20 protein-coding genes and 1 pseudogene are annotated in these 24907 nt (G+C 74.6%); 8 read left to right on the top strand and 13 right to left on the bottom strand.

Annotated elements, in window-relative coordinates:
* Window positions 1-46: 46 nt before the first annotated feature.
* Window positions 47-559, bottom strand: a complete 513-nt coding sequence (locus tag GCL84_RS02570) for a dihydrofolate reductase family protein (RefSeq protein WP_268891317.1) — start codon at window positions 557-559, stop codon at window positions 47-49.
* Between the two features lie 201 nt (window positions 560-760).
* Between GCL84_RS02570 and GCL84_RS02565 the strand changes: the two genes are divergently transcribed.
* On the top strand, window positions 761-1384 hold the full coding sequence (locus tag GCL84_RS02565; RefSeq protein ID WP_156753693.1) for a GNAT family N-acetyltransferase: 624 nt from the start codon (window positions 761-763) through the stop codon (window positions 1382-1384).
* Here the strand turns inward: GCL84_RS02565 and GCL84_RS02560 are convergent.
* The 3 genes from GCL84_RS02560 to GCL84_RS02550 all read right to left on the bottom strand — a co-directional run bounded on the left by GCL84_RS02560 (window position 1363) and on the right by GCL84_RS02550 (window position 3059).
* Complete coding sequence (locus GCL84_RS02560; protein ID WP_156753692.1) at window positions 1363-1704, bottom strand: hypothetical protein; 342 nt, start codon at window positions 1702-1704, stop codon at window positions 1363-1365. The genes GCL84_RS02565 and GCL84_RS02560 overlap by 22 nt on opposite strands.
* On the bottom strand, window positions 1701-2630 hold the full coding sequence (locus GCL84_RS02555) for a toll/interleukin-1 receptor domain-containing protein (protein WP_197522972.1): 930 nt from the start codon (window positions 2628-2630) through the stop codon (window positions 1701-1703). The genes GCL84_RS02560 and GCL84_RS02555 overlap by 4 nt, the downstream gene beginning before the upstream one ends.
* A gap of 84 nt (window positions 2631-2714) precedes the next feature.
* Window positions 2715-3059 (bottom strand): winged helix-turn-helix transcriptional regulator, encoded by a 345-nt coding sequence (locus GCL84_RS02550; protein WP_235925949.1) that lies wholly within the window; start codon window positions 3057-3059, stop codon window positions 2715-2717.
* Here GCL84_RS02550 and GCL84_RS02545 point away from each other — a divergent pair.
* Window positions 3042-3966: pseudogene (locus GCL84_RS02545) on the top strand (NADP-dependent oxidoreductase). The gene GCL84_RS02550 and the pseudogene GCL84_RS02545 sit on opposite strands and share 18 nt — an antisense overlap.
* 106 nt (window positions 3967-4072) lie before the next feature.
* Here the strand turns inward: GCL84_RS02545 and GCL84_RS02540 are convergent.
* Together GCL84_RS02540 and GCL84_RS02535 are read right to left on the bottom strand one after the other, a co-directional pair.
* Entirely contained in the window at window positions 4073-5227 is a 1155-nt protein-coding gene (locus GCL84_RS02540; RefSeq protein ID WP_156753690.1) for an acyl-CoA dehydrogenase family protein, read from the bottom strand.
* 13 nt (window positions 5228-5240) lie between these two features.
* A complete protein-coding gene (locus GCL84_RS02535) occupies window positions 5241-6089 on the bottom strand; it encodes a 3-hydroxybutyryl-CoA dehydrogenase (protein WP_156753689.1) in 849 nt (282 codons plus the stop codon).
* Between the two features lie 137 nt (window positions 6090-6226).
* Between GCL84_RS02535 and GCL84_RS02530 the strand changes: the two genes are divergently transcribed.
* A complete protein-coding gene (locus GCL84_RS02530) occupies window positions 6227-6895 on the top strand; it encodes a TetR/AcrR family transcriptional regulator (protein ID WP_156753688.1) in 669 nt (222 codons plus the stop codon).
* Between the two features lie 236 nt (window positions 6896-7131).
* Window positions 7132-7614 (top strand): alpha/beta fold hydrolase, encoded by a 483-nt coding sequence (locus tag GCL84_RS02525; RefSeq protein WP_235925942.1) that lies wholly within the window; start codon window positions 7132-7134, stop codon window positions 7612-7614.
* Here the strand turns inward: GCL84_RS02525 and GCL84_RS02520 are convergent.
* The 6 genes from GCL84_RS02520 to GCL84_RS02495 all read right to left on the bottom strand — a co-directional run bounded on the left by GCL84_RS02520 (window position 7601) and on the right by GCL84_RS02495 (window position 20529).
* Complete coding sequence (locus GCL84_RS02520; protein WP_156753687.1) at window positions 7601-9334, bottom strand: hypothetical protein; 1734 nt, start codon at window positions 9332-9334, stop codon at window positions 7601-7603. The two genes, GCL84_RS02525 and GCL84_RS02520, sit on opposite strands and share 14 nt — an antisense overlap.
* A gap of 28 nt (window positions 9335-9362) precedes the next feature.
* The gene (locus GCL84_RS02515) at window positions 9363-12791 is read right to left on the bottom strand and encodes a DUF5682 family protein (RefSeq protein ID WP_197522971.1); all 3429 of its coding nucleotides are present in this window, start codon (window positions 12789-12791) and stop codon (window positions 9363-9365) included.
* 10 nt (window positions 12792-12801) lie between these two features.
* Window positions 12802-13956: an ATP-binding protein gene (locus tag GCL84_RS02510; protein WP_156753685.1), complete on the bottom strand. Its 1155-nt coding sequence runs from the start codon at window positions 13954-13956 to the stop codon at window positions 12802-12804.
* The gene (locus GCL84_RS02505) at window positions 13953-18812 is read right to left on the bottom strand and encodes a hypothetical protein (RefSeq protein WP_156753684.1); all 4860 of its coding nucleotides are present in this window, start codon (window positions 18810-18812) and stop codon (window positions 13953-13955) included. The genes GCL84_RS02510 and GCL84_RS02505 overlap by 4 nt, the downstream gene beginning before the upstream one ends.
* Complete coding sequence (locus tag GCL84_RS02500) at window positions 18809-19663, bottom strand: DUF4132 domain-containing protein (protein WP_156753683.1); 855 nt, start codon at window positions 19661-19663, stop codon at window positions 18809-18811. The genes GCL84_RS02505 and GCL84_RS02500 overlap by 4 nt, the downstream gene beginning before the upstream one ends.
* A 206-nt stretch (window positions 19664-19869) precedes the next feature.
* Complete coding sequence (locus tag GCL84_RS02495; protein WP_156753682.1) at window positions 19870-20529, bottom strand: GntR family transcriptional regulator; 660 nt, start codon at window positions 20527-20529, stop codon at window positions 19870-19872.
* Between the two features lie 55 nt (window positions 20530-20584).
* Between GCL84_RS02495 and GCL84_RS02490 the strand changes: the two genes are divergently transcribed.
* The gene (locus tag GCL84_RS02490; protein ID WP_156753681.1) at window positions 20585-21016 is read left to right on the top strand and encodes a VOC family protein; all 432 of its coding nucleotides are present in this window, start codon (window positions 20585-20587) and stop codon (window positions 21014-21016) included.
* Window positions 21017-21074: 58 nt separating this feature from the next.
* Here the strand turns inward: GCL84_RS02490 and GCL84_RS02485 are convergent, their stop codons facing one another.
* Entirely contained in the window at window positions 21075-21557 is a 483-nt protein-coding gene (locus GCL84_RS02485; protein WP_156753680.1) for a MarR family winged helix-turn-helix transcriptional regulator, read from the bottom strand.
* A 22-nt stretch (window positions 21558-21579) separates the two neighbouring features.
* Here GCL84_RS02485 and GCL84_RS02480 point away from each other — a divergent pair, with 22 nt between their 5' ends.
* The 3 genes from GCL84_RS02480 (at window position 21580) to GCL84_RS02470 (ending at window position 24423) form a co-directional block, all read left to right on the top strand.
* On the top strand, window positions 21580-22359 hold the full coding sequence (locus tag GCL84_RS02480) for a hypothetical protein (RefSeq protein WP_156753679.1): 780 nt from the start codon (window positions 21580-21582) through the stop codon (window positions 22357-22359).
* 38 nt (window positions 22360-22397) lie between these two features.
* Window positions 22398-23864 carry a protein adenylyltransferase SelO gene (locus tag GCL84_RS02475; RefSeq protein ID WP_156753678.1) on the top strand — a complete coding sequence of 489 codons (1467 nt, stop codon included), beginning with the start codon at window positions 22398-22400 and terminating at the stop codon, window positions 23862-23864.
* A gap of 166 nt (window positions 23865-24030) precedes the next feature.
* The gene (locus GCL84_RS02470) at window positions 24031-24423 is read left to right on the top strand and encodes a hypothetical protein (RefSeq protein WP_156753677.1); all 393 of its coding nucleotides are present in this window, start codon (window positions 24031-24033) and stop codon (window positions 24421-24423) included.
* Window positions 24424-24907: the final 484 nt, after the last annotated feature.

The following is a 24907-nucleotide window of genomic DNA, read 5'->3' as shown; positions in this document are numbered from 1 at the left end:
GACCGCACGCTCCATGCCGACCGGGGTCGTTGCGCGGCAACCGATCTCAGACCGGCCTGTACCGCAGGTTCACCACCGCCGTGGGATCGGCGCCCGTGCCGAGCAGCCGGGCGGGCGTGGCGCCGGGGTTGTCGTAGAGCCGGATGCCCGCGCCGAGCAGCACGGGCGCCAGGTGGATGTCGATCTCGTCGATGAGGCCGAGGTCGAGCAGTTGGCGGCCGATGGTCGGCGACAGCACCTCCAGGTTCTTGCCCCCGGCCGCCGCCAGCCCGATCCGCACCGCCTCGGCGGGGTCGCGGTCGAGGAAGGTCACGCCCTCGACGGCCGGGGCGTCCCGCGGGTGGTGGGTGAGCACGAAGACCGGCCCGGTCCACGCCCCGCCGTAGAGCCGCGGGTCCGGCGAGGCGTCCCACCCGGCGCGGCCGCCCGGCACCGCGCCCGTCGTCGCGGCGTACTCCTCGGTCAAGCCCGGCCGGAACGCCATGCCGGTCAACCAGTCCATGCCGTGGTCCGGGCCCGCGACGAAGCCGTCCAGGGACATCGTGAAGTGCCAGAGCACCTTCCCGGCGGCGTTCTGCGGTTCGGTGTCGGCCGTGTGACACTCCGTTCTCGTGGGCGGCGGGGTCCTCGTCGGTGGCGGGACCGTACCGCCGCCCACCGACAGTCCCGTCTGCTTGACGAACCCGTCGAGGCCCCGTTTGACTGGGTGCCCCGACAGGAGGTGCGCCGTGCCCGCAACAGTCCTACCGGGACTGATCACGTGATCGTCCGCCGCACGACCGCCGCGGACGAACCGGCCCTGGCCGACATCTGCCTGCGCACCGGCACCGAGACCGGCGGCGACGCCACCGCGGACTTCACCGACCCCGCACTGATCGGCAAGGCCTACGCCAGCCCCTACGCCGTGTCCCCGCACGCGCTCGGCTTCGTCGGCGTCGACGACCGGGGCGTCGCGGGCTACGTGGTCGGCACCCCCGACACCGCCGCCCTGGAGCGCTGGTGCGAAGACCACTGGTGGCCCGCCCTGCGCCCCCGCTACCCGCCGACCGACGCGGACACCTTCGAGGGCCGCGTCATCCGGCACATCCACTCCCCCCGACGCGCGGACCCAGGGATCCTGCGCGAGCACCCCGCCCACTTCCACATCGACCTGCTCCCCCGCCTGCAGGGCCGGGGCGCGGGCAAGCTCCTCCTGACGACCATGCTCGAAGCCCTCGCCGCCGCGGGCGCCCCCGGCGTCCACCTGGGCGTCCACCGCGCCAACACCCGCGCGATCGCCTTCTACCACCGCCTCGGCTTCACCGAGCGCCCCAGCACCGACGCCGCCCTCACCCTGGTCCGGCCGTTGAACCGGACTCGGGATCAGCGGCCGGAGTCGTTGTAGTGGACGGAGCCGTGGATCTGGCCCGCCTGGATGATCGAGCCGTGGTGGCCGCCGCTGACGATGTTGCGCACCGTCGCGGGGCGGGCCTCTGGTTCGGGATCGCGGGGCCGGGCGGCGGGGCGCCGCGCGCTCGGGGCGGGGGCGTCGACCGAGGCGGCGGCGGTGATCACCGCGTGCACGTGGTCGAGGGCGGCGCTGACCAACTCGGCGACGCCGTCGACCACCTCGTCGAGCGGCAGGCCCGGGTCGGCCTCGACCTCGCGCAGCCTGCCGCGCAGGTCGCGCGCCCGGTCGCGGAACCGCCCCTGGTCGTCAGTCACCGACGTCCCCCCGTCCACCGCTCGATCGTCTCCCGCCCGTCGGCGACCAGCCGCAGGCCCAGCTCCACCGGCCGCAGCGCGTCGCGCACCCGGTCGTCCCCCTTGCCCCAGGCCCGGATGGCCTCGGCGACCTCGCCGCACCGGTCGAGCGTGGCGGCGAGGACACCGCCGAGCCGGACCAGCGCCGCGTCCAGCTCCGCGTCGCCCGCCCGGCTCGCGCGGACCTGGGCCTCGTAGACGTCGCCGTTGACCACGTGGGCGGCCGCGAGCAGCTTGGGGGCGCGCTGCTTGAGCCGCGGCACCAGCGAGTCCGGGTCGGCGCCCTCGGCGGTGGCGGCGACCAGCAGGTCGGTCACGTCCACCAGGCCGCGCAGGACGGAGGTGACCAGCCGGTGGGCGCGGTCGGCGGCGGCGGGCAGCGGCCCGGCGGGCGTCGCGGCCAGCTCGACCAGCTTGGTGGCGATGCCGTGCGTGCCCTGGCGGTAGGGCTGCGAGTCGCGCTCGAGGTGCTTGACCTTGGTCCAGTCGCGGTACTGCATGGACCGGATGTCGGCGACCGCGGGGTCCGCGGCGGTCAGGGGGTCGTCGCGCAGGTCCTGGTACAGGATCGGGAGCAGGCGCGCGCTGCCGGAGACCTGGCGCCTGCCCCGGACGAACAGGTTCAGCTCCCGCCTGCACTCCAGCCGCTGGAAGTAGCGGGGGGTCACGATGGGGACGAAGAAGTCGACCGCCGTCACCGCGTCGTCGACCGTCTCCCGCCAGGGAGTGCCCCACTCCAGGTCGTCGAGGTCGACCCAGGCGCTGAGCCGGTCGCCGGTGATCAGGTGCAACTGCTCGCCGATGTCCAGCGCGAGCTGGTGGATCCTGCGTCCCTCCGCCTCGTCGTCGTGGCGCGAGTACGACCAGAACGCGATCTTGCCGCTCACTTCACCCGATCCCGTGTCGCCGTGGCCAAGGCCAGCACTGTAGGGCCACGGGGCCCCGGGGGTGAAGGACAAAAACCGGGCAGATCAGGTGACGGGGTCGAGCGAACGGGTGTCGTAGGCGTCGCGGGCGGTGCGGATGCGGGAGAAGTCGGCCTGCGACCACGCGCTCAGCGCGGTCAGGTACGCGCTGACCTCGGCGCCCATCGGGGTCAGCGCGTACTCGACCGTGGGTGGCGTCGTCGGGTAGACGGTGCGGGTGACGAAGCCGTCGCGCTCCGGGTTGCGCAGGTTCTGGGTGAGCGTCTTCTGGCTGATGCCGTCCACGGACCGGCGCAGCTCGCCGAAGCGGTGCGGCCCCCGCTCCAGGCCCCAAGATGGCGCGGAGTCCATCGACGAAGGAGTGAGCAGGGCATGCGCGAGGTGACCCAGCAGGAGTTCGGCGGCCCCGAGGTGCTGCGGGTGGTCGAGGTGGACCGACCCCGTCCCCGGCCCGACCGAGGTGCTGGTGCGGGTGCGCGCCGCAGGCCTCAACCCGGTGGACTGGAAGTCGCGGGCGCAGGAGGTCTTCCTCGGCACGCCGCCGTACTCGGTGGGCTGGGACGTCTCCGGGGTCGTCGAGGAGGTCGGCTTCGGGGCCACCGGGGTCACCGTGGGCGACGAGGTCCTGGGGATGCCGTGGTTCCCCCGCGAGGCCGCCGCGTACGCGGAGTACGTGACCGCGCCGTCGCGCCACTTCGTGCGCAAGCCGCGGGCGCTCTCGCACACCGAGGCGGCGGGGCTGCCGCTGGCGGGCCTGACGGCGTGGCAGGGCCTGGTGGTCGTCGCCGACCTGCGGCCGGGGCAACGGGTCCTGGTCGACGCCGCCGCGGGCGGGGTCGGTCACCTGGCCGTGCAGATCGCCAAGGCCCGCGGCGCGCACGTGCTGGGCACCGCCAGCGCGGCCAAGCACGACTTCCTCCGCTCCCTCGGCGTCGACGAGCCCATCGACTACCACGACCCCGGCGTCGAGGTGGGTGGCCTGGACCTCGTGCTCGGCCTGGTCGGCGCGGACAGCGACCTGCGGTGGCTGCCCTCGGTCAAGCCCGGCGGCCTGCTGATCGCCTTCCCCGGCGGCCTGGCCGACAGCGTCGTGGCCGCCGCGGAGGAGCGGGGTGTGCGCACCGCGCCGTTGCTGGTCGAGCCGGACCGGATGGGCCTGCTCGGCCTCGTCGACCTGGTCGAGGCGGGCAAGCTCCGCGTGCACGTCGACCAGGAGTTCCCCCTCGCCGAGGCCGGGAAGGCGCACGAGGTCGGCGAGAGCGGCCGGGTCACCGGCAAACTCGTGCTGACCGTCTGACTTCTCGTTGGCGGCGGGGCCGCGGACAGGCGCTCGTCCTCCCTGGCGCACGTCGAGGACGAGCGCCTGCCGCGCAGAGGCGTTCCCCACCGGCACGCAGGCCGGCTCAGCCCTTGAGCAGGTGGCGGGCCATGACGACGCGCTGGATCTGGTTGGTGCCCTCGTAGATCTGGGTGATCTTGGCATCGCGCATCATGCGCTCCAGCGGGAAGTCCTGCGTGTACCCGTACCCGCCGAGTAGCTGCACCGCGTCCGTCGTGACCCTCATGGCCACGTCCGAGGCGTTGCACTTGGCCGCGGCGCCGAAGAAGGCCAGGTCGCGGTCGTCGCGTTCGGACTTCGCGGCGGCGACGTAGACCATCTGGCGGGCGGTCTCGACGGCCATGGCCATGTCGGCGAGCATGAACTGGATGCCCTGGAAGTCGGCGATGCTCCTGCCGAACTGCCTGCGCTCCTTGACGTAGGCCACGGCGTGGTCGAGCGCGCCCTGGGCGATGCCGACGGCCTGGGCGGCGATGGTGACCCTGGTGTGGTCGAGGGTGCGCAGGGCGATCTTGAGACCTTGGCCGGGCTCGCCGATGATGCGGTCGCCGGGGACCGGGACGTTGTCGAAGAGCAGTTCGCGGGTGGGTGAGCCCTTGATGCCGAGCTTCTTCTCCTTGGCCCCGAAGGTGAAGCCCGGGTCGGAGCGCTCCACGACGAAGGCGGAGATGTTCTTGCCGCGCGTGCCGTCGGGGTCGGTGACGGCCAGGACGGTGTAGTACTCGGACTCGCCCGCGTTGGTGATCCACGACTTCTGGCCGTTGAGCACCCAGCCGTCGCCGGTCGGGGTGGCGCGGCAGCGCATCGAGGCGGTGTCGGACCCGGCGTCGCGCTCGGACAGGCCGTAGGAGAACAGGGCGTCCCCGGAGGCCAAGGGCGGCAGGTACCGGCGCTTGAGCTCCTCGGACCCGGCGAGCATCAGCGGCAGGCTGCCCAGCTTGTTGACCGCCGGGATCAGCGACGAGGACGCGCAGGCCCGGGCGACCTCCTCGATGACGACGCACGTCGCCAGCGCGTCGGCCCCGGCGCCGCCGTACTCCTCCGGCACGTGCGGGGCGTGGAAGTCCGAGGCCACCAAGGCGTCGTAGGCGGCTTTCGGGAACTGGGCCAGCTCGTCGACCTCCGCCGCGTGCGGGGCGATCCGCTCATCGGCGAGTTCGCGGACCGCCGCACGCAGGGCGTCGTGGTCGTCGGTGGTGCGGAACAGGTCAAAGGTCATCCTGGGCCTCCTCTCAGTAGGTGTAGAAGCCGCGGCCGGTCTTGCGGCCGAGCAGGCCCGCGTCGACCATCCGGGCCAGCAGCGGGGGCGGGGCGTAGAGCGGCTCCTTGAACTCCTCGTACAGCGACTCGGCGACGGCCTTGGTCGTGTCGAGGCCGATCAGGTCGGCCAGCGCCAGCGGGCCCTGCGGGTGCGCGGCGCCGCGCACGAGGCCCGCGTCGATGTCGTCGCGCTCGGCGAAGCCGGACTCGAGCATCCGGATGGCGGCGAGGATGAACGGGATCAGCAGGGCGTTGACGACGAAGCCCGCGCGGTCCTTGCTGCGGATGGCGTGCTTGCCCAGCACGGCGCCGACGAACTCGGCGGCCCGGTCGGTGGTCTCGTCCAGGGTGAGCAGGCTGGGCACCAGCTCGACCAGCGGCAGCACCGGCACGGGGTTGAAGAAGTGGATGCCCAGCACGTGGGTGGGCCGCTGGGTGGCGGTGGCCAGCTTCATGATCGGGATGGACGAGGTGTTGGAGGCCAGCAGCGCCCCCGGCGCGGACACGATGGCGTCGAGCTTGGCGAACAGCTCGACCTTGGCCGCCGCGTCCTCCACGATCGCCTCGATGACCAGGTCGCGGTCGGCCAGTTCGTCGAGCGAGGTGGTGAGCCGGACGCGGTCGAGCACCGCGGCGGCGTCGGCGACCTTGCCCTTGGTCTCGGCGCGCTCGAGCGAGGCCGCCAGCCGCGCCCGGCCCGCGGCCGCGGCCGCCGCGCCGGACTCGACGACCACCACGTCCAGGTCTGCGCGCGCGCAGACCTCCGCGATGCCGGCGCCCATCAGCCCGCACCCCACGACACCGACCCGCCGCAACGCCATCCCGCGACCCCGCTTCCCTGGAACTGGATTCCACCTCGACGGTACTTAGTACCCACCGTTTCGTCGAGTCGCTGTGTCCCGGGGCACCGGTGTCGCGGGGCACCAATAGGGTTGTCCCGAGCGGAGCGGAGGAGCGGATGCCCGAGGGGTCGGCCAAGGACCGGATGATCGATGCGGCCTTCGCCTTGTTCGAGGAGCGCGGCTACGACCAGACGACGGTCGAGGACATCACCGACCGCGCCCAGGTCGGCCGCACCACGTTCTTCCGCACGTTCCGCTCGAAGGAAGACGTCATCTTCCCCGACCGCGACGCCCTGCTGAGCGCGATCGAGGCCAGGCTCGCCGGGTCGAGCCAGGAGACCGCCCTGGTCGCGGTCACCGACGCCGCCCGGCTCGTGCTGCGCCACTACCTGGCCGAGGGCGACCTGGCCCTGGCCCGCTACCGGCTGACCCGCGGCGTCCCCGCCCTGCGCGCGCGGGAGATCGCCGGGTTGCAGCGCTACCAACGCCTGTTCCGCGAGTTCCTGCACGGCTGGATGGGCCGCACGCCGGAGACCGCGCTGAAGGCGGAACTGATGGCGGCGGGCGTGGTCACCGCGCACAACCACGTCCTGCGCCGCTGGCTGCGCGGGGTCACCAGCGCCCCGGAGGCCGAGTTCGAGGCCGCCCTGACCGAGACGGTCGACCTGTTCACCGCCCGCCCCGCCGGACACGGCGACGACGCGATCGTCGTGTTCCGCACCAGCCGGGACCTCGACGCGGTCCTGCCCGCGCTGCGCGGCATCCTCGGCGAGCCCCACCGATAACTTAGGCTACCTAAGTTCGTGTGCGACCATGTCCAGAACGGGCGCGAACTGTTCGCGATGGCGCTGCCCGGCCCGGGCTGCGGGGCGACGGTCGCGTTCGAGGCGGGCGCGGCGGCGAACCGGTCCACATGGGCGCTGGTGCGGCCGCTCGTGGCGAAGGCCGCGCGGGCGGTCGTCTACGACCGGTCCGGCCGGGGCCGCAGCGCACCGGACCGGCCGGGCGCACACTGGCCCGGATGGCCGAGGACCTGGGCCACGTGCTCGACCACTTCGGACCGGGCCCGTTCGTGCTCGTCGGGCACAGCGCGGGCGGCTGCCTCGTCCGCATCGGCGAGCGCGTGGTCATCGGCGCCAACTCGGTGCAGAGCGGGCTGGGCCTGTCCAAGCGCAGGTTCGACTGGCTGCCGCGCGCCCTGCCCGAGGACGCGCGCCGCGACCTCGACCGCGCAGGCTTCACCCCTGGCGTGGCGCGACAGTCCCCCGCCGCTGGGCGACATCGCGGCCACCGTCATCTCCGGTGCGCTGACCGAGTCGGGCATGCGCCCCCCGACGCGGGCCGAGGCCAACGCCCACCGGGCAGCGCGGTCCGCACGCGGCAGGCACGTCATCGCCGGGCACTCCGGCCACCACGTCCCATCACCGACCTCGGACTGGTCGCCGCCGAGATCATCGCGCTGCTGCGCGACCGGTTCGGACGCATCGCGCTCAGCCCGTGCTGACCACCGCCTGCCAGCCTCGGCGGGCGCTGGCGCGGGTGGTCTCGCGGACGTGCAGTGCGGCGCGCAGCCAGGCGGTGGGGAAGGCGTCGCCCTGGTCCTGCCGGACGCGGCCGAAGGCGTCCCGGTGGCGGTCGCGGGCGGTGGCGGACAGGTCGGCCAGGACGGTGGCGGTGGCGGTCATGCCGATCGCGGTGAGTCGGGCGACGTCCCGGTCGGTGGCGGTGAACGCGGCGGCGGACCGGCCGCCGACGGCGACGCGGTGCACGGCGTTGGCCAGTGGGCGCAGGGGGGCGGGCACGCGGTCCTGGTGGGGGGTTGGCCGCTGGGGGACGGCGGTGCCCTCGGGGAGGTGGGAGCGCTGGATCCGGTCGAGGCCGAGGTCCATCCGGCCGTTGCGGTCACCGGGCAGGGCGAGCCCGCCGGAGACGGCGATGGCGACGGCGGTGCCCGGCTGGTCGGGGCGCAGGCGGGCGATGAACCGGGTGCGCGTTCCCGGGGACTGGCCCAGGACCCGCAGGTTCTGCCGGGCGCGCTCGCCGAAGGCGATGAGGTCGAGTTCGGCTCCCTGGACCACGACCCGCAGCGCGGACCCGGAGGGGCCGAGCACCAGCGCGTCGAGGAACAGCAGGTCGTCCCCGGCGGGTCGGTGTCCGTCCGGGCGCCGCGCGGCCAGCGCCGCTGCGGCGACCTGCTCGGACAAGGGGCGTTCCCACAACGCGGTCAGCGGCGGCGCGGACCAGTCCACCCCTGCGGCGGCGACGGCCCGGACCGCCTGGCCCGCCCCGAGTCGCCGATCGGCGGAGGCGGTGCCGCCGGACAGGAGCAGCCCACCACGCCCCAGCGCGCGATGGCTCAGGCCGGACTCGCCCAGCGCGACGGGCCCGTCAGCGGCGGGTGCGACGCGCTCGGCGCCACCGGGCAGCACCGCCTGCACTGTCCACAGCACACCGTCCTCAGTGGCCAAATGGGTGACCACACCGCCGTATCCGGAAGAGGCGACAACGGTTTCCGTGCACAGACCGTAGAGCCGCAGCGCGCCAGCGGGGCGGTACTCGCGACGGGCCGTGCCCCGCAGCTCGCCCGGGTCGCCGATCCCGGAGCGCAGGTCGTGGCACAGCAACAGCAGTTCCGTCAGGTCCTCGGTGAGCACCTCGCGGTCGAACGAGTCAGCCCCCGCCCGGGCACCCGCCAGCGCGGCCGCCACCCGCAGTCCCCCGGCCGCCGCCCGGTGCAGCCCGGCCACCCGAGCGGAGTGCACGGCCCTCAGCAACTCCGCCCGCACCACGGCGCCGCTGCCCGCCACTCCCCCGCGCAGCACAGTCGCCACGGCGTCCCACAGCGCCGAAGCCGCCTCCCGCTCGTCCGCCCGCACCTCGACGACCTCGACGTCCTCGGCCACCTCCGCCGCGGGCTCGGCCACGACCTCCGGCTCACCACCTTCGGCGACCTCCGCCGCCGCGACCGCGATCCCCCGGTGGAGGCACTTGGGCGCCAACAGGCACCCGCAGACCAGATCGTCCGCGGCGGCCAGGACCCCACCCCGCAGACCCCACCGCAGCGTGGTCTCCTCGTCCAGGGCGGCCTTGGCGCTGTCCCCCTCGACGACCACGTCCCACTCCGCGGCCCGGCCCAGCGAGGCGTCGACCCGCTTGCGCAGCCGCGGCGGCAGCGCGTCGAGGACGTCGGCGACCACGGCGGGCGCCACCGGTGGCACGGTCACTGGACAGCCTCTCGCTCGAACAGCGCGATCACCCGCGCACCTTCTCCCCCACCCACCGGGCCAACTCCTGCGGGCTCAGTGCCGCGACCGGCATCCCCGCGGCCACCAGGGCGCCCGCCACCGAGGCCGAGTACCGGGCCGCCCCGGTGTCGTCGAGGCTGGCGCAGCCCAGGACGGTGACCCCGGTGGTGACCAGTTCGCGGACCTGGGCGGTGAGGCCCGCGACCGGGCCGCCCTCCTCGAAGTCGCTGACCAGGACGACCATGGTGCGCTCGGGGACGGTGACCAGGGAGCGGGCGTGGCGCAGCGCGCCCGCGATGTGGGTCCCGCCGCCGACGCGGACCTCCAGGAGCAGGGACAGGGGGTCGCCGACCTTGTCGGTGAGGTCGACGACCTCGGTCGAGAAGGCCAGGAAGTGCGTGGACAGGGACGGGACGCCCGCGAAGACCGAGGCGGTGAGGGCCGACCAGACGGTGGAGGCCTCCATGGAGCCGGAGACGTCGACCGCCAGGATCAGGCGCCAGTCGCTGGCCTTGCGGCCCCGGGTGCGGAAGACCGGGTGCTCGGGGACGACCACGACCCGGCCCGTGGCGTCGCGGCGGGCGGTGGCGAGGTTGGCGCGCAGGGTGCGCGGGAGGTCGAGCTTGCCGCCGGGGCGGCGGGTCGGGGTGGGCAGCAGCAGGCCGGACAGCGCGGGGCGGATGCGGGTGGCCAGTTGCGCGGTCAGCTCCTGGACCAGCCTGGCGACCAGCGGGCGCAGCCGGGCCAGCGTCGACTCCGACAACCCGCCCGCCAGCGAGAGCACGGTGCGCAGCAGCTCCACCGACGGGCGGACGCTGGCCGGGTCGATCTCGAGGGCGGCCTCCACCCGGCCACCCTCGACGGCGGCGGCGAGCACTTCCTCGCGGACACCGTCGCCGAACAGCTCCGCCAGCTCGTCGGACCACTCGCGCACGTCGGGGAACGGACTGGACCGGTCGGCGCCGAGGCCGCCCTGGGCCGCGCCCTCGCCCCGCTCCCGGCCGTAGAGCTCGTCGAGGGCGGCGGCGTAGCGGACCGCGCCCTCGGGTCGGTCGCCCCGGGTGCCGAGCACCAGCCGCCACCGCACCCCGGCCGCCAGCCCGCCCACGTCGGGCGCGGGCTGCTCGGCTTGTTCAGGCCGCGCCACAGCGCTGTCCGGGCTCGCGGGCGACGGCGCGGGGATGCTGTGTGCGGCGGCCACGGCCACGGCGTCCTGTTCGGCGGCCAGCCAGTCGGCGAGGTCTTCGGGGTCCGGGGCGCCCGCCACGTCCACGCGGGCCCCGGTGCGGTGCTCGACGACCTCCAGGACGCGGGTCCGCGCGGCCGGGCCGATGGTGGTGAACGCGCCGCGGAGCGCGGGCAGCCGGTCGAGGAAGTCTTTGTCGGCCAAGGCCTCCACGCGGTCGAGCAGGGGGTTCAGCGCCTCGGGGGTCTCCAGGAGCGGGGCCGCCGCGGCGAGGACGCCGGTGAGGCCGAGGCGGAGCAGGTCGCGGCGGTCGGGGGTGGTGGCCGTGTCCGACCAGGACCCGACGCGGGCACCCAGGTCGGTCGGGGTGGCCAGGCCCAGCAGGACCTGGGTGGCGCCCGCGGCGCCCGCGATGACGGGGGCGCCGTCGGTGGTGAGGCGGGCCAGGGTGGCGGCCAGGCGCAGCGCGGTGCCCCGGGTGTCGTGGCGCAGGCCGAGTTCGACCATGGCGCGGGCGTCGGCCGGGTCGTGCGAGCCCGCCAGGCCGTCGACCTGGGCGACAGCCGCCGATTCCAGTTCCTCGACGAGCAGGGGGTGCCCGTCGAGGACGGTGGCCGGGGTGCCGGGCAGGTGGCCCGCGCGGAGGCGGTCGAGCAGGTCCAGGCCGGTGAGCAGTTCGGGCAGGGTGGCCGCGGCGGGCAGGACGGTGGCCAGGTCGTCGAGGACCTCGTCGACGACCTCGGGCAGGCCGCACGCGGCGGCGGTGGCGAGGTCGGTGAGGACGTCGGAGGGGGTGTGGCCCGGTCCGGCGGCGCGGTCGGCGCGTCGGGCGAGCAGCCTGCCGCGGGCCGCCGGTTCGACAGCGGCGCCCCACAGGCCCGCGACCGGCAGGGTGGCGGCGGTGGCCGGGGTCCATTTCACGGTCCACCGGGTGCTCAGGGTGTCGCCGCCGCCCACACCGGTGGTGGCCGTCTCGGTGGCGTAGGGGACGCCGAGTGCGCGCAGGCGGTGCAGGGTTGTCTCGCGGCGCGCGTCCAGTGGGGAGCGCAGCGGGTCCAGGCGCAACTGGACGGGTTCGCGGCTGGCCGGGCCCGGCAGGCGCAATTCCTCCAGCAGCTCCTCGACAGCGGGCGCGAGCCCGGAGCGGGGTGTGCCGGGGGCGAGCAGCCCGGTGCGGTGTCCGACGAGGACCTCGCCCGCGGCCTGCGCCACGACCCGGCCGCGGCCGAGCGGTTCGGCGTGGGTGAGCACGGTCTGCACCGCCTCGACGACCTCGCCGCGCCCGGGGGCGGGCAGCCCGCGCAACCGGGCCAGGTCGATCGACAGCCGCAGCGCCTCGCGCGCCTCGGCGGGCCCGGCCGGGTGGCCGTGGCGGCGGACCCCCGCGCACACGGCGGTGATCACCCGGGCGGCGGCGGCCTCGATCTCGGCCGGGTCGCCCGCGGCGGCCAGCACGGCCTGCTGCCACTCGGGGTCGCGGATGCCCGCCGGGTAGCCGGACCGCTCGTCGAGCAGCGCGAACCCGTAGGGCACCAGCGAGGTCACGACGTCGGCCGGGGGCACCGGCTCGCGCGGCCCGTCCGGACCGCGCAGCAGGGCGGCGGCGTGGAAGGAGCCGATGACCGCCGCGCAGCGCCGCCCGCCGACCTCGGCCACGGCGTGCCGCATCCACTCCTCGCGGCGCAGGTCGTGCGGGTCCACCCCGTCCCCGTCCGGTCCGGCGGAGTCGCTGCGCAGTGCCCAGCCCACGTACAGGGCGGCCCGGCGCACCGCCTCCGGGGCCTGCCCGGGGGCGGCCGCCTCGACGAGCCGGTCCCACAGGTCGTCGCCCTGGCGGCCGGTCACCGTGCGGCGCAACGCGTCCGCCAGCGGCGAGCCGTGCCGGGGCCCACCGCCGCGGTGGTCGTCACGGTGGTCGTCGCGCGACGCCAGCGGCAGGTCGCACGGGCGCACCTCGACCCCGTTGCGCCGGGCCCAGCGGATCGCGGCCAGCTCCGGGGAGAAGTCGGCGAACGGGTAGAACGCCACCCCTGCCCCGTCCCGGCCCGCGCCGGACAGCGCGACCGGGGCGGTGAGCGCCGGGTCGGCCAGGTGCGGCAGCCACTGCCCCAGTTCCCCTGGCAGCTCGACCAGCAGCACCTCCGGGGCGGCCGCGTCGAGCAGCGCGGGCAGCACCGCGGCCAGCGCGGGCGAGTGGTGGCGCACCCCGATCAGGTGCGGAGCGGTGTGGTCGGCCAGCTGGCCGACCACACCGGGGCTGTCAGGAGTCGAGGACGTCACGGAGTTCCCACAGTCGTCGCCAGGCGCGCGCGCCGCCCTCGGCGCGCCGCCGGACCGCGCCGTCCCAGTAGCCGAGCAGCCGGGCCGCGTCGGCGGGGTCGTCCTTGCGGACCACGCCGAGCAGGTGGCCGGGCAGCAGCGACAGCGGGTCGCGGTCGCCGGGGAAGTAGGCGTCGGCCAGGCCGATCGCGGTGGCCACCGACACCGCCTCCGCGGTGCTCATCACCGTGGAGGGCCGTTCGACGGCCCACCCCTCCTCCGACACCCCGTTGCGCAGGTCCCGGAACGCGGTCACCAGCGCCTCGAGCACGACGTCGTCCACCGCGAACGGCGCCTCGACCCGGTCCAGCGCGGCCTTGGCCTGCCTGCGCACCAGCTCGGTCTCCGCGGCCAGGTCGCCGATCGGGCCGACCGCCTCGAAGTTGAACCGGCGCTTGAGCGCGGCCGACATCTCCGACACGCCCCGGTCGCGCAGGTTGGCCGTGGCGATGACGGTGAACCCGGGCGCGGCGTGCACGGTGGCCCCGTCGGTGCCCGACAGCTCCGGGACGGAGATGCGCCGGTCGGACAGGATCGACACCAGCGCGTCCTGCACCTCGGGCAGGCAGCGGGTGACCTCCTCGACCCGGACCACCGCCCCGGTGCGCATCGCGGTGAGCACCGGTGAGGGCACCAGCGCGCGCGGGCTGGGCCCCTCGGCCAGCAGCAGCGCGTAGTTCCAGCCGTAGCGCAACTGGTCCTCGGTGGTGCCCGCGGTGCCCTGCACGGTGAGCTGGCTGCTGCCGGACACGGCGGCGGCCAGCAACTCCGAGAGCATCGACTTGGCGGTGCCCGGCTCGCCGACCAGCAGCAGGCCGCGCTCCCCGGCGAGGGTGACCACGGCCCGCTCGACCAGGGCGCGGTCGCCGACGAACTTCGGGGTGATCGCCAGCCGGGCGGGCAGGCCCGCCACCTTTCCGGGCAGCGGCAGCGCGTCGCCGCCGCTGCCCATGACGAAGGTGACCGCGGCACGCGGGGTCAGCCGCCAGCCGGGTGGGCGGCGGCCCTGGTCGAACGCGGCCAGGAAGGCCAGCTCGGCCGCGTGCGCGTCCTCGGCGGGCTCGACCTGCCGGGTGGGGGGTGCGGTGGCGGTCACCGGCGTCCTCCGGTCTTGAGCTCCTCGTAGGCGGGGGCGTCGCCGTCGAGCACCCGCCCCCAGGCCGTGGTGAACAGGTCGGCGACAGGACCCAGGGGGGTGATGACCCGGCCGGGCGTGGCGGTGAAGCCGAACATCGGCGCCTTCCACCGCTCCAGCGGCAGGTGCGGCGCCGACAGCGCCAGCCACCCGCCGGGCAGGAACAGCGACCGGCCCGCCCTGGCGCGCTTGGCCGAGAGCACCAGGTCGGTCTCGGCCAGCGCCGCCCTGGCCTTGCGCAGCCGCGCGGGCTTCCACCCGGTCCACCTGGCCACGTTGGCGTCGGTGGGGTCGTGCAGGGCCAGCAGTTGCAGGTACAGCACAGCCGTGTCCTCGTCGAGGCCGTGACGGGCGGCGACGTCGGCGACCAGGTGCGGCACGGACACCGTCGGGTCCTGGTGGTAGGCGCCGGGGTCGGTGTCGGGCGGCGCGGTGACCGAGCACGCGGCGGCGAGCCCGTCCGAGAGGATCAGCCTCATCGCTTGGACGAGCCCATGGCCGTGGGTGACCTGGACGAGCGCGGCGAGCAGCGGCGTGTCCTGCTCGCCGATGAGTCCGGGGTGGACGACGACGCGGCAGTAGCGCTCGCCGCCGCTGATCACGTGCAGCCAGGGCCGGTGCTCGACGGTGGCGCCCACCGCGAGCTGGTCGATGCCCAGCACCGAGCAGACCTCCTCGGTGCCTGCCCAGGAGCTCAGCTCGACGGCGAAGTCGGCGGCGGTGACGCGGTCGTGCAGCAGGCGCAGCGCCTCGGGCAGCCGGGCCCGCAGCGGCGCGGCGGCGGGCAGGCGCTGGGCCAGCCACAGCAGCACCGGGGGGACCTCCCTGAAGTGGATGTTGAGGAACCCCGTGCCGTCGCGGACCTTGAGCTGGCCCCCGTCCAGGTAGGCGTGGGCGTCCCTGGTCAGCCAGGCCGCGGTGTCCGGGTTGGCGATGCCCGCCAGGTACTCCACCGTCCGGTCGCCGCGAAGCTGCTTGGCCGCGTCCACCAGCACGTCCTCGGGGACCGGTACCCGGCGGCCGTGCTGGGCGACCCAGACGTCGGCGACCGCGGCGAGGTCCGGGCCGGTGTCCCACAGCCGGGCCGGGTCGGCCGGGAGCGCCGCCGACAACAGCTCGCGGCGGTAGCGCCTGCCGAGGCTCTTGAACCGCTGCCGGGCGGCCTTCGCCGCGCCGGTGGACACGCCGATCAGCTTGCGCTGGGCGGCGTCGAGGTAGGTCGCGCCCCACGCGTCGACCGCGGGCATGGTCGCCAGCAGCACGGCGGCCTCGGCCTCGCCGAGCCCGGTGGCCTCGGCCAGCGCGGCCGCCGCCTCCGTCGTCAGCGGCACGGGTCCGCGCTCGGCGAGGGTGTCGAGGAACCGCTCGACACCCACGGCGTCGAGCCGCTCGCTCAGGTCCTCGGAGCGTTCCAGCAACCAGCCCGCGGGCAGTGTGAAGGCGCCCGGCGTGGACGTGTGCTGGAGCCCGTGCGAGCTGTGGCCCTCGTTGCGGTTGTAGCTCCTGGTGAACAGGGCGAGGAACCCGCCCGGGGTCGGGATGACCTGGTGCAGGGGAACGCTGGTGTCCTTCGGCGCGCGCACACTGACCTTGCGCCAGTGCCCGGCGGCGCCCGCCAGGCCCAGCCCGGCCAGGCAGCGCAGCACCAGCACGAGGGCGGTTCGCTCGGCGTCGGTCGTCAGCGGCGACGCGGCGCGGTAGGCCACGGCGCCGAGCGAGCCGAGGACCTCGTACCACTGCCCCGCCGCGGGCTCGGGCAGCTTCGCCGCCGTGCCCGGCTCGGCCGTGGCCGCGACGAGCGCGGCCACCAGGTCGGGCACCTCGGTGCGCGCGGCGCCCCGGGAGCCGTGCGACCGGTGGGAGCCGAACCAGCCCAGCGCGGCGTCCACGTCGTTGTCGGTGACCACGGGCCCGGTCGGGACCAGGGCCGCCGGGTCGATCGCGCGGGCCGCCTCGGCGATCGCGGCGAACTCCCCGTACCCGGTGCTCAGCCGCGCCGCCCGGCGCACCACCCGCACCACGCTCGCGAGCAGGCCGGGGTGGGTCAGCGCGGGCAGCGCCGCGACGACGGCCGAGGCCAGGACACCGCGCTCGCCCTGGACCAGGGCCGCGTACTCGGCCCAGGGGGAGCGCGCGTCCTCCTCGCGCGGCTCGCCCACCGCGGCGTCGAGCAGCGCGCGGGCGACCTCGTCGGTGACCGCGCGCAGGGCGGCCGACCCGGCCTCGTCGCGCGGGCGCAGCAGGTGCCACCAGTGCAGCGGGACGATCATCGGGGTGCCGGGCGCGGCGTCGGGGTGGGCCTCGCCGGGGATGACCGCCCCCTGGAGCGCGTCGTCCACTGTGCGCAGCCCGATGTTGCGGTAGCGCTGCGACAGCAGCATCTGACCGCCGCCGGGCAGGTCGAGCAGACCGCGGGGTTCCTCGGACCCCTTCGCCAGGCGCACGCTCCTGCCGTCGACGCCCTCGCCGAGCAGCGAGCCGTCGGGTTCGGTGCGCAGCCGCCACCCGTGCAGGCCGTTCGCGGCGCCCAGCGGGCTGGCCTCGGTGCAGGCCACGGCGGGGCGCAGGTGGCTGGCGGTGAGGTGCAGGCTGGTGCCGTCCGCGGCGAAGTCCTCCAGGAACCGGGGCGCGCTGGCCCGGCCGCGCTCGCCGCTGGCCGGGTCGACCTCGTACCAGCGCCAGCTATCGCCCTGGTAGGCGCTGGTCCACAGGCTCACGCCGTCGCTGTGCGCGTTCTCGGCCGCGGGCACGCTGGTGTCACCGGGGCGCACGACCCGGCCGCCGGCCCAGCGGCCGCCGCCGGGCAGGGCGATCGAGGGCGGGAAGTCGTCGCGCGTGAGGGAGGTCGCCCCGAGGTCGATGATGGTGTCGGGGGCGTCGCTCCAGTAGGCCTGGTCGCGCTCGCGACCGTTCCAGCGCACCAGGAGCACGCCGTCGAACCAGCTCGCCCGCGGCGAGAAGCGCCACTCGTGGCGGTCGTCGGCGGGGATGCGGGACGTGTGCTCGGCGAGCACGCCGTCCGGGCCGACGACGACGAACCGCTCGCCGCAGCGCAGCACCAGGGCGGGCCAGCCCTCGCCGCAGACCTCCACCCGGCCGTCCTTGCCCGCGCCCGCGCGCAGCCGGGTGACGGTCTCGTCGAGCGCGGCCCAGCCCACCTCGTCGAGCAGGCCCGCGCGCAGGGTGGCGGCCAGGGCGCCGACCACGTCGGTGGCGGCGATGGCGGCGGCGGCGTCGGGGACGTCGGCGAAGGCCTCCGGTGTGCCCACGACGCGCAGCGCGTCCAGCCGGTTGCCCAGCACGAGCAGGCCGGTGCTCGGCTCGGCCTCGGCGCGCTCGACGATCCAGTGCCGCAGCGCGGCGCGCAGGCCGGGGACCGACATGGCGGTCTGCACGGTCTCCACGCCCATGGCGCCCTTGCCCGCGGTGTCCTTGGCGTGGCCGAGCAACCCGGTGGCCAGCGCGGAGAGCATGTCCGGGTCGGCGGCCAGCGCGGTCAGGTCGCGGCGGCCGGGCTCCTCGTCGGCCAGCCACTTGCCGACGAGGAGCTGCATCTGCCTGCGCTCCTTGCGCACGATCGGCACGCCCAGGGCCAGGAGCAGGTCGAGCAGGTCCACCTCGCGCTGCCGCCAGCCGTGCACCGCCTCGACGGCGACGCCGTCGGCGACGAGCCGGGGGCCCATGCGCTCGACCAGGTCGAGCAGCGCGGCGGACCGCGAGACCTCGCTCCAGGTGCCCGCCCTCGAGGCCACGGCGGACGACAGCCAGCGGGCGGGCGAGACGGTGTCGCCCGCGCGCGGCCGCGCGGCGGTGAGCGCGGCGGTGGCCCCGCACTCCTCCAGAATGGAGATCCACGGGTCGATCGCGGCGGCGGCGTCCGGCACGAAGGTGAGGAGCTGCGCCCGGACCGCGGCGTCGGCGGTGGCCAGCCGGACCACGGCGGCCCGGTAGGACTTCCAGAACCCGGCGCCCGCCCGGTTGATGGCGCTGCTGTCGAGGATGGCGCGCAGCAGCCGCTCGTCCTCGGCGGCGAGGTCGAGCTCGGCGGCCTTGGCCAGCCTGCGCAGGTCCTCGGGCATGCCGGTGTAGGGCGCCAGGCCGCCGCGGGTGCGCTCGACGCACAGGGTGCGGAACAGCTCGTAGGCGGCCACCGGGTCGTGCTTGCGGGCCAGGCCCTTGGCGTGCGCGGACAGCGCCTTGGCCGTCAGCGCGCCCGCGAACGCGAACTCCAGGAACACCTCGCGGATGCGGTCCGGGTCGACCTGGAGGTCGTGGACCTCCTCGGCCTCGCGGGCCTTGCCGAACATCGTCGCGGCGTAGGTCTGGTTCCCGTGCTCGAGGAACACCCGCCCGGCCTGTTCGTAGAACGTGGGCAGGAAGTGCGGGGCGGAGCGGCCGAGCATCTCGCCGAGCGCGGTGAAGCCGTCCTTGGCCGCGCCCGCGCGGGAGCGGGCGGTCCTGGCCAGCTTCTCCACGTCCTTGACCAGGTTCAGCGCGTGGTGGGCGTTGTCCGGGTCGTTGATCAGCGCCCACGCGGGGAACCCGAGCGCGCTGCGCCTGCCGGTGCCCACGCCCTCGGCGCGGTCCGGGGCGTCGAAGCCGAGGAACTCGGCCGTGAGGTCCTCGGCGACGCCGAGCACCTGGGGCACCAGCCGGACCACCACCCGGCCCTCGAGCGCGGGGTGGGTGTAGCGGCGGGCGGTGATGGTGTCGCGGTCGTCGCCCGCGGCGCCCACGCCGGGCAGCACGGCCCCGGCGGCGATCAGCGCCGAGGCTGCCTTCTCCCCGCTGTCCTGCTTGGTCGTCTTCGCGCTCACTGCCCCGCCGCCTTCTCCTCGACCACGCGCCCCGCGTGGACCGCCGCCGCCATCCGCATGCCCTCCGACCACGCCACCGGCCCCACCTCGGCCAGCGCCACCCCGGTGCCGTCGGCCAGCGACCAGCGCAGCTCGCCGGTCCAGGTCTCGCTCTCGGGGTAGTCGCCGCCGAGCCAGAACCGCGCCTCGACCTCGCGGCCGCCCTCGAACGCCGAATAGACCGCGTCGCCGCCGCGCACCGGGTAGCCCAGGCCGCGGCACCGGCTCAGCGCGTGGGTCAACTGCTCGAACCTGCCGCCCGCGAACTCGTCCACCGTCTTCTTGCCCGCGGCGAACTCCGCGGGCTTGGCGAAGGTGCGCCGGAAGAGCTGCTGCACCTTCTGCTCGACCCCCAGCTCCGCGCCGAACTCGCGCAGCTCCTCGAGGTCATCGAGCAGCACCGGGTGCGGGACCGTGACCGCGTCGGCCTTGAGCCGCACCGTGTCGCCGTCGAGGGTGACCACGCCGACGCCCTTGTCCGGGTCCGCGTCGCGCAGGAACCCGACCTCGTCGCCCGCGGTGACCACCAGGTCGCGCAGCGCCGAGGACCACGCCTCGTCCGGCCACACCTCGACCAGCAGCGCCGTGGGGACCGGCAGCGAGCGCACCATCCACCCGTCCACGGCGGACAGGCACTCGTCGTCGTGCCGGGCGAGCCACTCGGCGAGCTGGCGCAACCGCACCACCTGGGGGTCGTCCTTGATGGACGCGGGGACCGAGGAGAGCTGCTTTCCCTTGCCGTTGCGGCACTGGACCCGCCGGTTCTCCCCGAGTCGCACCTGGTACCCGGACGCGGCGTCGAGCCAGCCCACGGTTCCTCCTGCGTGTTCGAGTCCGAAGATGTTGCGAAGTGTTGTGCCGGAGGTTAGCCGCGACCACCGACAAAAACGTCGGAAGTCCACAAAACGACTGCCAACGCGGTCGGACACCGAGGTGTGGACAAGTCACGAACCGCGGCGGGCAGGCTGGAGCGGTGGCCGGGGAGGCCGATGTGGACGCACTGGCCCGCCCACGCGGGTCAGCCCTCGGCGGTCAGCACGTCGAAGGCTCGCGCGCGGTGCTCGGCGAACCTCGGCAGCGCGGCCGCGGCGTCGCGGGCGCGCAGGAGCGCGGCGAGGTCCCGGTGCTCGTCGGGAACGGCGTCGAGGTAGCCCTCGGTGCCGCGCGCGATCCTGGTCAGCAGGAACAGGTGGACCTGGTTGCGGATGCCCTGCCACGCCTCGACCAGGCGCCGGTGGTGGCTCGCGGCGAACACGGCGTCGTGGAAGGCGATGTCGTGGCGCGCCACCTCGCGCGGGTCGGGGGCGCGGCGCATCGCCTCAGCCGCCGCGGCCACGGCGGCGAGGTCGTCGTCGGTGGCGTTGCGCACGGCCTCGCGCACGGCCAACTCCTCCAGCGCGCCGCGCAGGCTGTCCAACTCGACGATGTCGGCGGGCGACAGGGTGGTAACCGTCGCGCCGCGGTGCCAGGAGCAGCGCACGAGCCCTTCGCGTTCCAGCAGTCGCAACGCTTCCCGCACCGGGCCCCGGCTGACGTCGAGCGCGGCGGACAGCTCCACCTCGCGCAACTGCCTGCCCGGCTCGTAAACCCCGGCGAAGATCCCCTCGCGGAGGCGGTCGGCCACCTCGTCGGCCAGGCCCCGGCGGCGGGCGGGCTCGGCGTGCCCGGGAGCAATCATGTCTGAATGTTAACATTGTGCCACCGATCGCGAACCGACCAGGAAGGACCGCGCCATGAGCGTGCTCGACTCCCCCATCCCGCGCTTCCACCTGGCCGTGCCGGTCGACGACCTGGACGCGGCGCGGGCCTTCTACGGCGGTGTCCTCGGCCTGCGGCAGGGACGCAGCGCGGCGTCCTGGGTCGACTGGGACATGCTGGGCCACCAGTTCGTCACCCACCTGGCCCCCGAGCGGCAGCGGCACGCGCACAACCCGGTCGACGGCCACGACGTGTCGGTGCCGCACTTCGGCCTGCTGCTGACCGTCGACCGGTTCCACGAGCTGGCCGACCGGCTGCGCGCGGCGGGCGCCGAGTTCGTCATCGAGCCCTACCTGCGGTTCGCGGGCCAGGCGGGCGAACAGTGGACGATGTTCCTGCTCGACCCGGCGGGCAACGCGCTGGAGTTCAAGGCGTTCGCCGACGACTCCCAGGTTTTCGCCGTCTGAGACGAGCCACAGACGGCCCACAGGATGCTCCCGGGCGCGACAGCCGTGCAGGGAGGCGCTACTCGCGTTGGTCAGCGGCGGCGATGTCGGCGAGGTGCTCGCCGGTCATCGTCACGACACCCGCCAGGAATCGGCGCACGGTGTCGAGTTCGTCGTCGGCGAACCCCGCCGCGACCGCCGCCAGGCCGGTGGCCAGGCCGCCGAAGTAGCGGCGCCCGGTGGCCGCGCCGTCGGGGGTGATCGTCAGCCGCACGACCCGGCGGTCGTGCGGGTCGCGGGCGCGCTGGACGTGCCCGGCGCGTTCGAGGCGGTCGACGACCAGGGTCGTGCCGCCCGAGGACAGGCCGAGGCGCTCGCGCAGGCCGCGGACGGTCTCCGGCTCACCGTCGCGCTCGGCCTGGCTGATGATCGTCAGCGCCCGCAGGTCGACGTGCTCCATCGCGTGCCGACCCGCGAACGCCTCGCCGATCCGCAGGCCCAGCACCCCGTACTCGCGGAGCAGGTCGCCGATCAGCAGGGTTGTCGAGTTGCGGGTGGTCATGGCGCGATTTTACGCTCACCGCATGAATAGCTCACCGAATGAACGATCTGTCGCGCCGACCGCACCCGATCGTGTCCGGCAGGGGGTCGTCGCGGTCCTCGCCGTGGCGCAGATCGGCTCGTCGTACACCCTCGGGCAGTCGGCGGGCACCGTGGCCAGGGAGAACCCGTCGTCGATCCTGCCAGCCGGGTACGCCTTCGCCATCTGGGGACTGATCTTCGCCGCGTCCCTGGCCTACGCCGTCGCCGCGCTCACGCCGTCGCTGGCCGCGCACCCCGTCGTCCGCGCCACCGGCTGGCCGGTCGCCGTCGCCTTCGCCGCGAACACGGTGTGGGCGCTGGTCTTCCCGGAACGGCTGTTCGTCCTGTCCCAGGTGGTCATCGTGATCGGCATGGCCGCCGCGGTCTGGACCACGATCGCCGCCCAGCGCGCCGCCGACGGCAACCGCCTCGTCGCCACCCTGTTCTGCGGCTCGTTCGGCCTGCTGGCGGGCTGGCTGACGGCGGCGACCTTCGTCGGCCTCGCCAACACCGTCTCCGCGCTCGGCGGCGGCGCGGGCCAGGTCACCGGACTGGTCCTGCTGGTGCTCGCCGCCGCCGTCGCGGCGTACGTGCTGCACGCGGGCTCCGGCGGCCCGCTGCCCGGTTCGCTCGCCTACGGGTTCGCCGTGGTGTGGGGACTGGTCGCCATCACCGTCGAGCAGTGGACGCCCTCGCGCACGACAGCCGTCGCGGCGCTGGTCCTGGGCGTGCTGCTGGCGGGCGTCCTGGCCGCCACCCGCAGGCGCTCCCGGAACCGGTGACGCCACCGCGCCCGACGCGCGCGGGTAGGGTCGAAGGGATGAGCACAGCATCGCTTTCCACCCTCGCGCTGGGCGACCACTACGCCCGCGCGTTCCCGGACCTGGCGATCGCCTGGGAGGCCGCCGAGGCCCCCGAACCGCGCCTGCTTGTGCTCAACGACCGCCTGGCCGCGGAGTTGGGGCTCGCCCCGGAGTGGCTGCGCGGCCAGGAGGGGTTGCGACTGCTGGTCGGCACCGGCGTGCCGCCCGAGGCGAAGCCGGTGGCCCAGGCCTATGCCGGGCACCAGTTCGGGAGCTACTCCCCCCGCCTCGGCGACGGCCGCGCGCTGCTGCTCGGCGAGCTGACCCCAGCCGACGGGCGCCCGCGCGACCTGCACCTCAAGGGGTCCGGGCGCACGCCGTTCTCCCGGGGCGGCGACGGGTTCGCCGCGGTCGGGCCGATGCTGCGCGAGCACGTCGTGAGCGAGGCCATGCACGCGCTCGGCATCCCCACCACCCGGTCGCTGGCCGTGGTGGCGACCGGCCGCACGGTCTACCGGGAGCAAGCGCTGCCCGGGGCGGTCCTGGCACGGGTGGCGAGCAGCCACCTGCGCGTCGGGACGTTCCAGTACGCGCGCGCCACCGAGGACACCGACCTGCTGCGCAGGCTCGCCGACCACGCCATCGCCCTGCACCACCCGCACGCCGCCGAGGCCGAGAACCCCCACCTCGCGCTGTTCGAGTCCGTCCTCGACGCCCAGGCCTCGCTGGTGGCCGGGTGGATGCTCGTCGGGTTCATCCACGGGGTGATGAACACCGACAACGTGACCATCTCCGGCGAGACGATCGACTACGGCCCGTGCGCCTTCCTCGACGCGTTCGACCCGTCCACCGTGTACAGCTCGATCGACCACGCGGGCCGCTACGCCTACGGCAACCAGCCCGCCATCGCCGAGTGGAACCTGGCCCGCCTCGCCGAGGCCCTGCTCCCCCTGATCGACGACGACCAGGACAAGGCCATCGAGCTCGCCGTCGACCGGCTGGGCGCCTTCCGCTCCCGCTACAACACCGCCTGGCTGGCCGGTTCCCGCGCGAAGCTCGGCCTCCCCGAGGGCCTCGACGACACGGTGACCACCGCCCTGGTCAACGACCTGCTCGTGCTGCTGCGCGACAACCGCGTCGACTACACCTCCTTCCACCGCCGCCTCGGGGAGGCCGCCCGCGGCGACCTCGAACGAGCCCGCGAGGCCGTGCTGGACCTGGCGGCCGTCGACGAGTGGCTGTCCCGCTGGACCGCCCTGGCCCCCGACGCGGACGCGATGGACCGCGTCAACCCCGTCTACATCCCCCGCAACCACCTCGTCGAGGAAGCCCTGGCAGCCGCCACCGAGGGCGACACCGCCCCCTTCGAGCGACTGGTGGCAGCGGTCCGCGACCCCTACACCGAACGAGACGGCCTCGACCGCTACGCCGAGCCCGCCCCGGGCGACTTCGGCGCCGGCTACCAGACGTTCTGCGGCACCTGACCCCGCCGGGGCGTTTCCGCCCTGTCACCTGCGTGAAGCCAGCCTGAATATCTGGATATATAATAGTAAATTACTATACCCGACACATTGCCCTTACCGTTCGGCCGCGAACGCCGAACACCGGGTACTACGATGACCCGGCGGCGTGACGCGGGAGGATACGACGGTGACCAGTTGGACTGATGTGATCAACTTTGTCCGCGCTCGGTACGAGGTGCTGGAGGAGAGCGACAGCTGGCTGCGCTTCCGGCTCGACACGGAGGGCGGGCGGAGCCAGCAGGTGGCCGTGCACCACGTGCCGGACGAGGACGGGCGGGCGTGGCTGGAGATCTCCTCCGCGGTGGGCCGGGCCGGGTCGATCGACCTGGCCAGACTGCTGGAGCTGGCGGGCACGACGCTGGTCGGCGGGGCGGCCGTGATCGACGGGGTGGCACTGCTCAAGCACACCGTGCCGATCCAGGAGCTGAGCGTGCGCGAGGAGTTCGAGCGGCCGCTGGCGCTGCTCGTCGCCAGTGCCGACACCTTCGAGCGGGAACTGACCAAGGCCGACCACTTCTGATCGCCTGATCGAACGACGGCGGGCCGACCCTCGGACCGAGGGTCGGCCCGCCGTCGTCCACCGGGGCTCGCGCAGGACCGCCCGAGTAAATCTTGTCCGTTTTGCCCACTCGGCCCCGAGGGCGGCTCGAAGCGACTCGGAAACGTGAAACTTTGATCACGACCAGGCTTAGCCCAATTCGGTCAAGACTAGATAACGGCGTTATCGGACATAGTCAAAGTGATCGATTAGCACTTCGCGCACAAGTTGGCACAACATGACTGTTTCTGGCTACGCCCTGTGCGCCGAAGTGGGCAGCGGTACGCCGACTTGTTCGGCCAGTGCTGAAAAACCCCGCGCGACACGCGCTTGGATGACAACAACACGGGGACGTGGGAGACACCTCCCCAGGGACGCTGGTCCGCCATTGACAGTTCTGTCAGGCCTGGCCCATCCTCTCCTCGGGCGCGCAGAACAATCACGCGTGTTGGCCAGCGGGGAGCGG

It is taken from the genome of Actinokineospora pegani (assembly GCF_009745975.1).
Taxonomy (GTDB): Bacteria; Actinomycetota; Actinomycetes; order Mycobacteriales; family Pseudonocardiaceae; genus Actinokineospora; species Actinokineospora pegani.
Note: the sequence above shows the minus strand (reverse complement) of the source record. Positions and strands in the feature narration are given on the sequence as shown.